The organism is Arthrobacter sp. HLT1-20 (assembly GCF_054510895.1).
Genome location: NZ_JBTNDR010000044.1, coordinates 1 through 13341 on the forward strand (window position 1 = coordinate 1; position 13341 = coordinate 13341).

Sequence of the window (13341 nt, forward strand, 5' to 3'; positions counted from 1 at the left end):
GAGAGTAGGACACCGCCGGACAACACGTAAAAAAGGTAGAGGCCCCACACAACATGTGGGGCCTCCCTCCATTTAACAACCAAACCACACACACCACACACGGCCACCCCCCACCAGGGTGGCCATCACTATTTAACACGTAATACTAAGAGCGCTGTGCAGGACTCTCCCAGCGGTCGATATATGGTGGGCGCATTGCTAGCTATTGGGAAGAGTGACTCATGACTGTTTTGACGCCGCATCACGACGGATCCGCGCTGTATGTACAGGGCGAAGGAATCCTAGGGGAGCGCTGCACGCTGCGCATGCGCATTCCGCAGTCCTGGGGAACGGCCTCCCGTGTTTGGGTGCGCAATGTACAGGACGCCGAGCCGCGCTATGACGAGGCCCACGTTCTTGGCACGGTTGACGGTTGGGTTTGGTGGGAGGCATCCATACTGGCTGTCAATCCAGTGTCGCTGTACAGGTTCGTCATTGAAATTGCAGGCGATGCGGCGGAGGGCGCCAGCTACTGGCACCTGAACAATGCGGGCCTCCACGACCGGGACACCTCTGACTACAACGACTTCCGTGTCACCACGGCAATCGACGCCCCTGAATGGTCGCGTGACGCGGTCATGTACCAAGTGTTCCCGGACCGATTTGCGCGGTCCGCGGAAGCAGCGCAGCGGCCCACCCCGGAGTGGGCTGTTGCGTGCGACTGGCAGACGCCCGTCCAGGGCAACGGCCCGGACGTGGCCAGGCAGTTCTATGGCGGGGACCTTGACGGTGTCACCGGGAAGTTGGATGAGCTGGCTGCGCTGGGGGTGGACATTGTTTACCTGACCCCGTTCTTCCCGGGCCGTTCCAACCACCGCTACGACGCCTCCACCTTCCACTCGGTGGATCCGCTCCTGGGCGGCGATGAGGCACTCGTCCGGCTGGTGACGGCCGCCCACGCCCGCGGCATGAAGGTCATGGGGGATCTGACAGCCAACCACACAGGCGATGCGCACGAGTGGTTCACCCGTGCCCAAGCTGATCCCCATTCAGTTGAGGCAAGCTACTTTTACTTCAACGAGGACCACAGCGAGTACGAGTGCTGGTGGGGCGTAAGGTCATTGCCCAAGCTCAACTGGGGCTCGGATGCGCTGCGCGAGGCGTTTGTCACGGGCGAAGATTCTGTGGTGGCGCACTGGCTCAAGGCCCCCTTCAATTTGGATGGCTGGCGCATTGACGTTGGCAACATGACGGGCCGGCTCGGGGCCGTGGACATGAACCGTGAGGTTGCCGCGCTGATCCAAGCCAGAATCCTGGAACTCAACCCCAACGCCCTGCTGTTGGGCGAGGAGACCTCCGACGCCGGAGCTGACGTTGACGGGTTCGGCTGGCAGGGCGCCATGACATACTCCAACTTCACCCGGCCCATGTGGCAATGGCTGGCCGATCCCCGTGCGCGCGTGGACTTCTTCGGGACCCCGTTGCCCGGCCCCAACAAGGCGGCTGCCGAGGTGGTCCTTGCAACGCACAGGGATCTGTCCAGCGCCTTCAGCTGGCCGGTGCGCAACGCCACCATGAACGCCCTGAACACCCACGACACAGCACGTGCCGCCAGCGTCATGATCCCGGGCGGGCCCATTGTGGCGGCCGCACTGTCCATGCTCCTGCCCGGCATCCCCGTCATATTCTCCGGCGACGAGTTTGGTTTGGAGGGCTGGAACGGGGAATCCTCCCGCACACCCGTGCCCTGGAACGAGCCGGCGCGGATTGTCACTGATCTGCGAGCCGCCTACGCATCCTTGACGACCTTGCGCCATGAGAGTCCCGCCGTGGCGGACGGGGGCATGCGGTGGCTAATGGGCGACGGCGATGTGCTGGCTTTTGTGCGCGAGTCGCCGGAGGAATCCCTCTTCGTCGTCGCGACACGTGCTGACGTTGTAGGCCTAGACTTTGCGGAACTGGGCCTCGATCCGGCCGGCAGCCAGGCACTGAAGGTTGCCCCAGCATTCCATACAGGGGACTACAAAGTGGCGCATGACGTGGCACTGGCGGGGCCGGGGGCGTACGTCTGGCGCCTGCCGGGGGTGAGCGTCCCGCCGTCGTCCTAGCAATGCAGCTAGCGTGTGTGCTTCTTCTAGACTGGAAGGAGCACACACGGGCATTGACGGAAGGGTCTGCGCAGCCATGGCGGTACAGGAATTACATCTCAACCAGCAATTCGCACAAACACTGCGGGAGACCTTGCGAGAGGACCAAATCAGTGTTGCAGAAACTGATCTGCAGACCTACGCCATAGATCAGGGTCCCGTCACGGACTACCATGAGCCCGTTGCCGTGGTCTGGGCAGAGACGGTGGCCGAGGTGCAGGCAATTGTCAGGGCAGCGGCCGCCCACGGTGTTCCGCTGGTAACCCGTGGCGCAGGCACGGGGGTCTCGGGCGGCGCGCACGCAACGGCCGGCGCCGTGGTGCTGAATCTGACCCGAATGAACAAAATTCTGGAAATCAACGCCGCCGATGAAATTGCACGGGTTGAACCCGGAGTCATTAACGGGGACCTCAACTCAGCTGTTGCCGAGTTTGGCCTGATGTTTGCCCCGGACCCGGCCAGTTTCAAGATCTCCACCGTGGGCGGCAACATTGCCACGAATGCCGGTGGCCTGCGTTGTGCCAAATATGGTGTCACCCGCGACGCCGTCCTGGCCCTGGACGTGGTCTTGGCTGACGGCTCGCTCATTCAGACGGGCCACAGGACGTTCAAGGGCGTCGCCGGCTACGACCTCACGAGCCTGTTTGTGGGCTCGGAAGGCACGTTGGGCATAGTTGTGGGGGCGACCGTGCGGTTGAAGTACCTGCCTACGATAGTGCGCACGCTGGCCGTCTTCTTCCCAGACGTGCAGTCCGCAGCTGCGGGCGTTCTGGCGCTGGGTGCGGCGCGCGTGCAGCCCTGCATCCTGGAATTGCTGGACGGTCCTTCCCTGAAGGAACTGGACTTCCGCAACGGCAGCAACCTCTCCGAAAGGGGAACTGCGCTGTTGCTGATCCAGTTCGACGGCCTGGCGGCCGAGGCCGAAGAGGTGATTGCCGCCGTCGAACTTGAGAAGCTTGGTGGCACGGTCAGCCGCGAGGATCCGGCCGAGGCCCAGCGCCTGGTTGACCTGCGCCGCAACAACCGAGGGCTGGACGTGGACGCCGAGAACCGGGTGGGCGAGGACGTGGCTGTGCCGAGGTCACAGCTGGTTCACTACATCACCGCACTGGAGGAGATGGCTGTCCGCCACGGCGTGGAGTTGCAGGTCATTGCTCATGCCGGCGACGGCAACCTGCACCCCACCTTCTCGGTGCCCACTTTTGAGCCCGACCGTATCAAGGCACTCAACGCGGCACTGGATGAGTCCATTGACAAGGCGCTGGAGCTGGGCGGCACCATCACCGGCGAACACGGCATCGGGCAGTACAAGTTGCGCTGGTTGGGGCTTGAACAGGCCGAGCCGGTGCTGGAGATGCAACGCCAGATCAAGGCGCTGTTTGACCCGCAAGGAATCCTCAACCCGGGCAAGGCGATCCCGCCACGGGCCTAGATTTCCGGATCTGCATCGACGCTATCGCAGCAATGGCTGTTTTTTCGCGAACGCTATCGCAATGCCGCCGAGGCATTGCGATAGCGTCAGCTGAAAACTGACCATTGCTGCGAGAGGGTCGGGGAAAAACTGACCATTGCTGCGATAGCGTCGGAAGGAGATGCGGCTATTCGAAGGCTGCGTCTGGCAGGACTCCGCCTTCTAGCATCTTGATGGTTGCGGTGTCGGTGCTGAGCATGATGGCGTCCTCGTCCCGGCGGAAGCGCAGGATGTTGTCCACATAGGACTGGACCGCCTCCGCGAGTGGAACGTTGCGTTCCTCCTCCTGTGACTTGTACCAGCGGTGCTCCAGGACCTCGTGCACCACTTCGGCAGGTTCCAGCTTGCCGCCCAGCTCACGGGGAATGGAGCGCACAATGGGTTCAAAGATGGAGCTGACCCACTGGTGGGCGCTGATTTCCTCATCCTGGGGCGGCGTGACGTCATTGCGGAACGAGTCCATGTCGTTGAGGAGGCGCCGGGCCTGGTTCTCCTGGGCGTCGATGCCGGTCAGGCGGAGCAGGCGGCGCTGGTGGTGGCCGGCGTCGACCACCTTGGGCTGGAGCTGGATGGTGGAGCCGTCGGGGGTGGTCTTGATGGCGTACTCCTCAACATCGAAGCCCAGCTCGTTGAGGCGGCGGATGCGGGCGCCCACGCGCCACCTGTCCTCCAGCTCGAACGATTCCTTCTCGGTCAGCTCGGCCCACAGTCGGCGGTAGCTTTCCATGATGAGCTCGCTGGTGGCCACAGGATCCACCTTTTCCTCAATGAGCCCGCCCTCGAGCAGGTCCATGAGTTCGCCGGCAATGTTGACCCGGGCAATTTCAAGATCGTACTCGCGCTGGCCGGTGGACAGGTCCGGGTACAGTTCGCCGGTTTCGGCATCCACCAGGTACGCGGCGAAGGCTCCGGCGTCGCGGCGGAACAAGGTGTTGGAGAGGGAGACGTCGCCCCAGTAGAAGCCCACCAGGTGCAGGCGTACCAGCAGTAGTGCCTGGGCGTCGATGAGGCGGGTCAGGGTGTCGCGGCGCAGCTTCTGGGAGAACAGGGCGCGGTAGGGCAGGGAGAACTTCAGGTGCCGGGTGACCAGCACAGGGTCCAGGGGTGCGCCGCTGGGGGTGGTGCGGCCGCTGATGACGGCAACGGGTTCAACGCAGGGCACATCCAGCCGGGCCAGTTTGCGCAGCATGTGGTACTCGTGCCGGGCCACGTGCTCGGAGGTTTCCTTGATGGCAATGACGGAGCCGTCCAGGTGGGCAAAGCGGACTACGTGGCGGGAGATGCCGCGGGGCAGGGCTGCGAGGTTGGCCGCGGGCCACTCCTCCAGCTTGATGTGCCAGGGCAGGTCCAGCAGGCCGGGATCGGCGGCGGCAGCTGTGATGTTCAAGGACCCCATGACGGCTGCGGGCGGCGCGCTTTGCCGGGGCAACTTGCCAATCTGCTCAAAGTCGGTTGGCTCGTGGTTCCATTTTGCGCCTGGTTGCTCAGTCATAATACAAATTCTCTCTTAAATGGTGAAGCGCGGCTGCCTGTTGAAAAAGTCCAACAAGCAGCCGCGCTTCAAACAACTGGGCCCACGCCTGCGAGGGGCCCCAGCCGAGGTACGAGGCTGGGGAGCAGGTGGGGATTAGTCGCGGGTTACGGCCTTGTCACCCAAACGCAGGCCTGAGGTTGCATCGAAGAGGTGAACGTGGCCAACCTGGGGGCGGACGTGGATGGTGTCGCCCTTCAACGGTGGGCGGCGGCCGTCAACGCGGACAACCATGTCGCGCTCGTTGCCGTCGATGATGGCGTGGCCGTAAACGTAAGCATCGGCACCGAGCTCTTCGACGACGTCGGCCTCAACAGCCAAGCCCTCGCCGGCACCAACCAGCTCGAGGTCTTCGGGACGGACACCAACGGTGACGGTGTGGCCTGCGGCTTCGCCGAGGACGCTGCTCTGTACGGGGTAGATTGATCCACCGAACTTCACACCGCCGTCAACAACGGGCAGTTCCAGCAGGTTCATGGCGGGGGAGCCGATGAAGCCGGCAACGAAAACGTTCTGCGGTGCATCGTAGAGGTTACGCGGTGTGTCAACCTGCATCAGCAAGCCGTCCTTGAGGACTGCAACGCGGTCACCCATGGTCATGGCCTCAACCTGGTCGTGGGTCACGTAAACGGTGGTGACGCCCAGGCGGCGGGTCAAGGAGGCGATCTGCGTACGGGTCTGTACGCGGAGCTTGGCATCCAAGTTGGAGAGGGGCTCATCCATGAGGAACACCTGCGGGTTACGCACAATGGCGCGGCCCATGGCAACACGCTGACGCTGGCCACCGGAGAGTGCCTTCGGCTTGCGGTCAAGGTACGCCTCAAGGTCAAGCAGCTTTGCGGCTTCCTTGACGCGCTTGGCGCGCTCTTCCTTGGAAACGCCGGCGATCTTCAGGGCGAAGCCCATGTTGTCGGCAACGCTCATGTGGGGGTACAGCGCGTAGTTCTGGAAAACCATCGCGATGTCGCGGTCCTTCGGCGGAACGTCTGTGACGTCGCGGTCGCCGATCAGGATGCGGCCGGCGTTGACATCTTCCAGGCCGGCGAGCATGCGCAAGGAGGTGGACTTTCCGCAACCGGAGGGTCCAACGAGAACCAAGAATTCGCCATCGGCGATGTCGATGTTGAGCTTGTCAACAGCCGGCTTGGTGGTTCCCGGGTAAATGCGGGTTGCGTTGTCAAAAGTTACTGTAGCCACAGTAGTAAATCCCTTCATCGGCAGGTACGTGCCGAACGATCCTCAAGTGAATGGTTGTTTGGTTCATCAGGGACGCAGACTACCCAAGGGCAGCAGCGAGCCGACATATGAAGTATGACACATTTTCCCTATGACCGGGGTCACCTTGGGGTATGTGGCGCAATCATGTGCGCGGACGGCCTGCTACACAAGCTTAAGCTGTTCCGCCACCACGGCGCCGCGGTGCAGAACTGTGCGGTCCGCGGGCTTGTCCATGACTGCTGCAGCAACCGTGTCGCCTGCCACGAGCACAAAGCTTGCGACGTCGGACACTTGCGTTCCCGGCCTGTCGGAGACGGAGCGCAGCCTGGGTGTGGAACGGTCAAGGATGGAGGCCCCGCCCATGGTGGCCACGGCCACGGCGTGCTCGATGAGCTCATCGGCCCGGAAGCCGTTGACGAACGCCAGCTGCCAGGTGCGTGCCAGCATGTCGGCGTTTCCGTAGGGGGACCAGTAGTCGCGCTGGCCGTCCTCGCCCAGGCCCACGCGCACGCCCGCCTCGACCAGTTGCGCCAGGGGCGGTTGGTGGCCCGTGCCGGGGGCAACCGTTGCGGTGGAGATGTCCAGCTCCGCCCAGGTCTCGATGAGGGCGCGGGTGCGGGCCTCGCTGACGCCCCACAATGGGTAGCCGTGGGAGATGGTCACATTGCCCTGCATGCCCAGTGCCTTGGTGCGCTCTGCTATGAGGTCTGCGCTGAAGAGTCCCAGCTCGCCGGGTTCGTGCAGGTGGATGTCGATGGGCAGCTGGTATTTTTCGGCCAAACCAAACACAATGTCCAGGTGGCGCACGGGGTCGCGGTCCAGGGAGCAGGGATCGATCCCGCCCACCACGTCGGCGCCGGCCTTGAGCGCCTCCTCCAGCAACTCCGCGGAGCCCTTTTCCAGTAGCAGCCCTGCCTGCGGGAAGGCGATGATCTTGACCTCGGCACGGTCCTTGTGGGTTTCGCGGGCGGCGGCCACGGCCTCAAAGCGTTCCAGCCCGCAGTCCACGTCCACCTGGGCGTAGCTGCGGACGCGGGTGGTGCCACGCTCAATCATCATCCGCAGGGTTGTCTCCACGCGCTCGCCGATGGGCGCTTCGGCGGTGCGCCAATTGTTGCGGTCGTTCAGCATCATGCCCCAGACGCCGGGCGCGCCCGTGTGCTCCCGGAATGGCAGGCCCAGGCGGGTGGAGTCCAGATGCACGTGGACGTCGGAGAAGGAGGGCAGCAGTAGCCGGCCGCGGCCCTCCACCACAGTTGTGCCGGGTTCAGGGGGCGCCGGGTTGTGGGGTGTCACGGCGCTGATGTGTCCGTCGGTGACGGTGACATCGCTGAGGTCCCCACCCCAGGGGCGGACCTCACTAATGATGGAGGAGTTCACAGTGGTGCCTTTCATGCGTTGTGCGTGCCGCCGTTGCTGCGGGCGGCCAATAAGAGTTCAAGAAGTGCGGGCAGCTCGTGCGGGGATTCGATGCGGAACCGGGCGAGGCTGCCGCCCTGGCCCACTTTGACGCCCACATCCCCTGGGAGGAGGGCGGCGAAAGCGTGCTCGTCCGTGACGTCGTCTCCGGCGAAGAACGTTGCCGTTGCCTGGGTGGATTCCCGCAGCGTGGCCAGGCCCTCGCCCTTGTTGGCCGAGACCACGGAAATTTCCAGCACCATTTTGCCAGTGGTGATGGTGAAGGCGGGGTTATGGGCCAGCTGCCCATTGACAAGCTCGACGGCGGCCTGCCCGTCGGTTTCGCTGGCTTGCCGGTAGTGCAGCACCACACCTGCGGGCTTGTGCTCGGCCATGGTGCCCGGGAACCGTTCAACCGCTTCTTCCACTGCGGCGCGGGCCTCGGCCAGGGACTCGTGTTGGCGGCGGGAGGGTTTTAGCTCAGCTGAGCCAGGACCCAGTTGAACTTCAGCCCCGTGGCTGCCCACCAAAAGTGTCGGTTCCGGAGGGGCTGCGACCACACGCAAACTGGCCAGGGCCCGCCCGGACACGAGCGCCGTCGTCGTACCTTCCAAGGCGGCCAAGGCTGCGAGGGCTGCCGCGGAGCGGGGAAGGGGCCGGGCATCCTCGGCACGGTCGACGATGGGGGCCATGGTGCCGTCAAAGTCCAGGGCCACCAAAAGGTGCTGTGTCTGTGCCAGGGTGATGACCGCGGCGCGGAGGTCCGCCGGTAACTCAGCTGTCATCGCGGACGGCCTTCTTGGCGAGGGTGCATAGGAAATCCTCGCTCCAGCGCTGGACGTCGTGGGAGAGGACTTGCTTGCGCATGGCGCGCATGCGCCGGCTGGACTCGTTCTTGGGCAGCTTGATGGCCCGCACAATGGTGCTCTTGAGGCCGTCGATGTCATGCGGGTTGATCAACAACGCCTGTTTGAGTTGGTCGGCGGCGCCGGTGAATTCGCTCAGGACCAGGGCGCCGGTGTTGGCCGTGCGGGCGGCGACGTACTCCTTGGCCACCAGGTTCATGCCGTCGCGCAGGGCTGTCACCAGCATGACGTCCGCGGCCAGGTAGAGCGCCACCATTTCCTCGACGGGGTAGCTGTGGTGGAGGTAGCGGATGGCGGTGTTTTGGATGGTGTCGAACTGACCGTTGATCCGGCCCACCATGCCTTCCACGTCCTCGCGCAGCTGCTTGTACGTTTCCACGCGCTCGCGGCTGGGGCTGGCCACCTGGATCAGGGAGGCGTCCTCCACCCTGACCCTGTCGTCATGGAGGAGTTCGCCATAGGCCTTGAGACGGTGCGTGATGCCCTTGGTGTAGTCCAGCCGGTCTACGCCCAGGAGGATGGTTTTGGGATTGCCCAGGTCCTCCCGGATCTGCCGGGAACGGGCAATGATGTCCGGGCGGGCGGCGAGTTCTTGGATCTGGCCCACGTCGATGGAGATGGGGAACGGTTCGGCGCGGGCAATGTGGCTGATCCGGCCGTTGGCGTCCTTGACATGGACCTGCTTGGCTTTGACGCCGGCACCGAGGAAGCGCCGGGCGGAGCGCAGGAAGTTTGCGGTGTCATTGGGGCGTTGGAAGCCGATGAGGTCAGCGCCCAGCAGCCCCTCCAGGATGGCCTGGCGCCAGGGCATCTGGGCGAAAATCTCGGGGGAGGGGAAGGGGATGTGGTTGAAGAAGCCGATGCGCAGGTCGGGGCGGAGGGCGCGCAGGTACTGCGGGACCAGCTGTAGCTGGTAGTCCTGCACCCAGACGGTGGCGTTGGGGGCCGCGGCTTTGGCGGCGGCCTCGGCGAAACGCATGTTGACCAGTTGGTAGGAGTCCCACCAGGTTCGGTGGAATTCAGGGGGCGCAATGACGTCGTGGTAGAGGGGCCAGAGCGTGGAATTGGAGAAGCCCTCGTAATACAGCTCAACCTCGTCGCTGGACAGCGGGACGGGGATGAGGTCCATGGACTCGTGGTGGAAGGGTTCCAGCACCTCGTTGGGGGCGCCGTGCCAGCCCACCCATGCGCCGTCGCGCGTTGCCATGACGGGGGCCAAAGCGGTGACGAGGCCGCCCGGCGCGCGTCTCCATCCGGCGTCGGAATCTTCAGTGGAAATCCTGTCCACCGGCAGGCGGTTGGAGACCACAATGAAGTCCGAGCCGCCTTGGTGGATGGGCTGTATTCCCGGCGTATCTTCAGGCATGTGCAACTCCCGTGGTTGAGACTAGGGTTTGTGTCAGCTTAGCGGCTTGGCTGCCTGCGCTGTCATGAAGTGGCATTTTGTGCGGTCCTGTTACCTTGAGAGCTTTCTCCAAGGTTTCTCCCCTAAGATAATCAAGAACACGCCGTAGAACGGCCCTTTTTCATGCCCAAAGACTTGAGGAACTATGAGCTCTAAAAATGATCCGCGGTTATCCAAGGCTGAGCGCACAGCTCTAGCTCGCGAGCAGGCCAAAACCATTCGGGACGCCCAGCTGAAGAAGGAAAAGCGCAGAGGCTGGCTGATACGCGGTGGCGTTTTGGCAGCCGTGGTGGCCATTGTTGTCATTATTGCGCTCATAGTCATCCAGACGAACAAGGCCAACGAGCCGGTAGCGTCCACGGGCCCCGTGCCGACGAACATGAACGCCTATGGCGGTATCACGCTCGGGAAGGATGGCGCGGTCATCAAGCCGACCACCACCGAGACCACAGTGGATGTTGACAAGCTGGGGACGCCTCCCACAGCGGCCGCGGAAAAGGCTTTTGACCTGCAAAAGATTGGCATCCAGGCCTCCGCCACCGGCGAGCCGATCCAGACTGTTGTTTACTTCGACTTTATGTGCCCGTTCTGTGGCGCATTTGAAAAGCAGTTTGGTCCGCAGCTGAAGTCCTTGGCCAGCGAGGGCAAGATTACGGTTGAATACCGCGCGCTGGGCTTCCTGGACCGTTTCTCCTCCGGTACCAACTACTCCTCACGCGCCGGTGCAGCTGCCGCCTGTGTGGCCGACAAGTCCCCGGAAAAGTACCAGGCATTCCTGGATGTCTTGTTCGTCAACCAGCCCGCTGAAAACAGCAAGGGCCTGGACAACGCCACGTTGAAGAAGTACGCCACAGAGGTGGGTGCGGCGGACATCAGCTCCTGCGTTGATGCCAAGACCTTCCGCCCGTTCATGGCCAACACCACCGGGCTGGCAACCAACCATGGCGTCACGGGAACACCCACGGTGTTCATGGACGGCGCGCAGTGGCAGTCACCACAAACCTTTGACGACTTCCTGGCCAAGGCACTGGCCGCCAAGAAGTAATTCTTTCCGAAGAAATTCTCCCTAGAAACCGGCTTTCCTCTTGCTCTTTTGGGCTTGGGGGAGCCGGTTTTTAGTTTTCTCTCCCTGTACGGTAGCCTTGTCTAGCGCTTGATTGCGTTTGCCTCCTTAGCTCAGCTGGCCAGAGCACCGCTCTTGTAAAGCGGGGGTCATCAGTTCGAATCTGATAGGGGGCCCAAAAAGCCCGGAAACACAGGGATTTTGGAAGTGAGAATGGCCCCGAAAGGGGCCATTCGTCCTTAACTCTCCACAAACTCTCCAGATTAACTCTCCACTTTGGTTATTTGCCGCTAGTTTCCGCTGTTTTTGGAGGGTCTTCATAAGGCTCATGATCCTCCGAAAGTGGAGACTTGTCAGCCTCCGGGAGTCGGACTGGTGCAGTCAGGTCTGGGGCGGGTGCGTCCCCTTGTTGAGCCTGACCCTCAACTGTTTGGACTTGCTCATGCTTCGGTCCAGACTTGCGTTGCGGCTTGAAGGCGTCAACGACGGACCTGGTGTCCAAAGCCCCACGGCGTTCTTCAATGTAGTGCTCCTGCGTCATTGACACTTTCGAATGGCCGGCCTGGTAGGCGGCAGCCTCAGGCCCCATGGTTCTGGCAATGATGGTCGCGTTGGTCTTCCTGAAGGTCTTCAGCGTCACCCAGTCGTACCCAATGGCGTCCGACGCTACGCGCCAGATTTTGCCCACGTTGTTCGCATCCATCACAGTACCGGTGGAGGACGGGTAGATCAGGTCCAGTGGGTTGGGTATTGCCGATCTTGATTGGCGGAGACGGCGCTTGCGAAGTTGCCTGACCAGGAAATCAGGGACCGTGAGCTGGCGGATGCCATGCCGGGTCTTTGGATGGTCTTGGATTCTGACACCGCCAACGGTGGTTCTGATAACTGTGGTGTGGATGAAGACTATGGGCGGGTTGGCCTCCAGATCGAGATCTTCCCACAACAGTGAAAACAATTCGCCGGGCCGGACACCCAGAGCGACCATGCCATCCGCAAATTCGTGGAGCTCCTGCGAACGCGGCCGGCCAAGCCTCGGAGCTTTTTCCCACGCAATGAGCTTCTTCCGCAGGTCCTGATACTGCACAACATCCAGAGCCTGAGGTTTCTTCGTCCGAAGCCGCGGAATCGATACTCCGAGGACTGGGTTGACGACAACGGCATCGTGGCGCAGGGCAACTTTGAACATCCACGAGAGCACGGCACCGCATGTTCGGGCAGTGGACGGCCCAGAGTCCTCAACAACGGAGCGAATGAAATGGTCAACGAGGCCAGAGGTGGCCTCGCCAACTCTGACCGAGCCGATTCTGGGGGAGATGTGCTTCTTCACCATGTAGGCATATTTGTCTTTGGTGCGATCTGCCCTGTCGGACGCCTCTAGGTCAACAAGAAAGATCTCAATGAGGCGGTCGATCTTATCGGCACTGGTGACCAAGCCGAATCGCGGGGTCTTCCGGTTGGCGAGCTTCTGTTGCAATTCCCGACGGGCAGCAGCCGCGGATGGTCCCCGGGCCTCCACCCTGCGAACTTTTCCGTCCATGTCGCGGTATCGAGATTCTGCTAGCCACGACTTGGCTGACGAACGTTTGGTGTGGATGGATCCCCACGCGCCGAGTGGGAGTGGTTGTCTGCTCATTGTTGAACCACCTGTTCGGCGCCGTTAGGATTCCGAACGCTGGGCGAGCCACGCATTCAGGTCCTTGCGTGTGACGCGCAAGTGCCGGCCGATACGGTATGCATGCGGTCCCACACCCTTGGCTCGCCACTGGTAAAACGTCTGTTCCGGGATTTGCAACAGACTGCAGATCTCCTTTGGCGTCAGCCACTCATCCATTGTTGCCGTGGTCGAATCAGCAGCTACTACTTGCTCATACATGTCAGCCTCCTCTGGTTTCCTTCGTACCCTGTTCATGGTGGTTCGCAGGCTAAGCGACGTCATTTATGCGGATACTACTCGTGGTGACCTGGCAGTTCGTAGACGGACATTGCGTAAGCGATTTGCTCTCTGAGCGGCCACACAGGCCAACGCGTACCCCTGCAGCTCAGTGGACAGAAGGCGCGGCTCGTGGTGTTCCGAGACCGGTGCTCCGCATTGGGGGCATCAAATCCCGGTCAGAAGAACACGGCCATTTGAAGGTCCGCATCAGTCAGCGACGTGCTCAAAAACGACGCCGAAACCTTGGATGCCAGATGTGTGCCGAACTTTGAAGGGTTTATCAGCATCGAGCGTGTGGCCGATCGGCATTGACTTGGTGTCATCGTTGGC

The 13341-nt window shown here is 62.3% G+C and carries 10 protein-coding genes and 1 tRNA gene; 4 read left to right on the plus strand and 7 right to left on the minus strand.

All coding sequences use genetic code 11. The features are described 5' to 3' along the window. Positions 1–221: 221 nt before the first annotated feature. The gene (locus ACX80Q_RS16775; RefSeq protein ID WP_459331676.1) at positions 222–2087 is read left to right on the plus strand and encodes a glycoside hydrolase family 13 protein; all 1866 of its coding nucleotides are present in this window, start codon (positions 222–224) and stop codon (positions 2085–2087) included. A 76-nt stretch (positions 2088–2163) separates the two neighbouring features. Beyond that, positions 2164–3558, plus strand: a complete 1395-nt coding sequence (locus tag ACX80Q_RS16780; protein WP_459331677.1) for an FAD-binding oxidoreductase — start codon at positions 2164–2166, stop codon at positions 3556–3558. A gap of 166 nt (positions 3559–3724) precedes the next feature. Here ACX80Q_RS16780 and ACX80Q_RS16785 read toward each other — a convergent pair whose 3' ends face one another. The 5 genes from ACX80Q_RS16785 to ACX80Q_RS16805 form a co-directional block, all read right to left on the minus strand. Further along, complete coding sequence (locus ACX80Q_RS16785; protein ID WP_459331678.1) at positions 3725–5089, minus strand: DUF4032 domain-containing protein; 1365 nt, start codon at positions 5087–5089, stop codon at positions 3725–3727. A gap of 135 nt (positions 5090–5224) precedes the next feature. Next, on the minus strand, positions 5225–6325 hold the full coding sequence (locus tag ACX80Q_RS16790; protein WP_459331679.1) for an ABC transporter ATP-binding protein: 1101 nt from the start codon (positions 6323–6325) through the stop codon (positions 5225–5227). Between the two features lie 183 nt (positions 6326–6508). Then, positions 6509–7741, minus strand: a complete 1233-nt coding sequence (locus ACX80Q_RS16795) for an amidohydrolase (protein ID WP_459331680.1) — start codon at positions 7739–7741, stop codon at positions 6509–6511. After that, on the minus strand, positions 7738–8529 hold the full coding sequence (otsB, locus tag ACX80Q_RS16800) for a trehalose-phosphatase (RefSeq protein WP_459331681.1): 792 nt from the start codon (positions 8527–8529) through the stop codon (positions 7738–7740). The genes ACX80Q_RS16795 and otsB overlap by 4 nt, the downstream gene beginning before the upstream one ends. Next, positions 8519–9976 carry an alpha,alpha-trehalose-phosphate synthase (UDP-forming) gene (locus ACX80Q_RS16805; RefSeq protein ID WP_459331682.1) on the minus strand — a complete coding sequence of 486 codons (1458 nt, stop codon included), beginning with the start codon at positions 9974–9976 and terminating at the stop codon, positions 8519–8521. The genes otsB and ACX80Q_RS16805 overlap by 11 nt, the downstream gene beginning before the upstream one ends. Positions 9977–10160: 184 nt before the next feature. Here ACX80Q_RS16805 and ACX80Q_RS16810 point away from each other — a divergent pair, with 184 nt between their 5' ends. Together ACX80Q_RS16810 and ACX80Q_RS16815 are read left to right on the plus strand one after the other, a co-directional pair. Further along, on the plus strand, positions 10161–11060 hold the full coding sequence (locus ACX80Q_RS16810; protein WP_459331683.1) for a DsbA family protein: 900 nt from the start codon (positions 10161–10163) through the stop codon (positions 11058–11060). A gap of 120 nt (positions 11061–11180) precedes the next feature. After that, positions 11181–11254, plus strand: a tRNA-Thr gene (locus ACX80Q_RS16815). A 104-nt stretch (positions 11255–11358) separates the two neighbouring features. On the opposite strand, the gene ACX80Q_RS16820 is transcribed toward ACX80Q_RS16815, so the two are convergent. Both ACX80Q_RS16820 and ACX80Q_RS16825 read right to left on the minus strand, forming a co-directional pair. After that, complete coding sequence (locus tag ACX80Q_RS16820; RefSeq protein ID WP_459331684.1) at positions 11359–12615, minus strand: tyrosine-type recombinase/integrase; 1257 nt, start codon at positions 12613–12615, stop codon at positions 11359–11361. 120 nt (positions 12616–12735) lie between these two features. Further along, entirely contained in the window at positions 12736–12951 is a 216-nt protein-coding gene (locus ACX80Q_RS16825; RefSeq protein WP_459331685.1) for a helix-turn-helix domain-containing protein, read from the minus strand. Positions 12952–13341: the final 390 nt, after the last annotated feature.

Coding starts and splice junctions, on each gene's coding strand:
- ACX80Q_RS16775 (WP_459331676.1), top strand. CDS start 222: ATGACTGTTTTGACGCCGCATCACGACGGATCCGCGCTGTATGTACAG.
- ACX80Q_RS16780 (WP_459331677.1), top strand. CDS start 2,164: ATGGCGGTACAGGAATTACATCTCAACCAGCAATTCGCACAAACACTG.
- ACX80Q_RS16785 (WP_459331678.1), bottom strand. CDS start 5,089: ATGACTGAGCAACCAGGCGCAAAATGGAACCACGAGCCAACCGACTTT.
- ACX80Q_RS16795 (WP_459331680.1), bottom strand. CDS start 7,741: ATGAAAGGCACCACTGTGAACTCCTCCATCATTAGTGAGGTCCGCCCC.
- otsB (WP_459331681.1), bottom strand. CDS start 8,529: ATGACAGCTGAGTTACCGGCGGACCTCCGCGCCGCGGTCATCACCCTG.
- ACX80Q_RS16805 (WP_459331682.1), bottom strand. CDS start 9,976: ATGCCTGAAGATACGCCGGGAATACAGCCCATCCACCAAGGCGGCTCG.
- ACX80Q_RS16810 (WP_459331683.1), top strand. CDS start 10,161: ATGAGCTCTAAAAATGATCCGCGGTTATCCAAGGCTGAGCGCACAGCT.
- ACX80Q_RS16820 (WP_459331684.1), bottom strand. CDS start 12,615: ATGGACGGAAAAGTTCGCAGGGTGGAGGCCCGGGGACCATCCGCGGCT.
- ACX80Q_RS16825 (WP_459331685.1), bottom strand. CDS start 12,951: ATGTATGAGCAAGTAGTAGCTGCTGATTCGACCACGGCAACAATGGAT.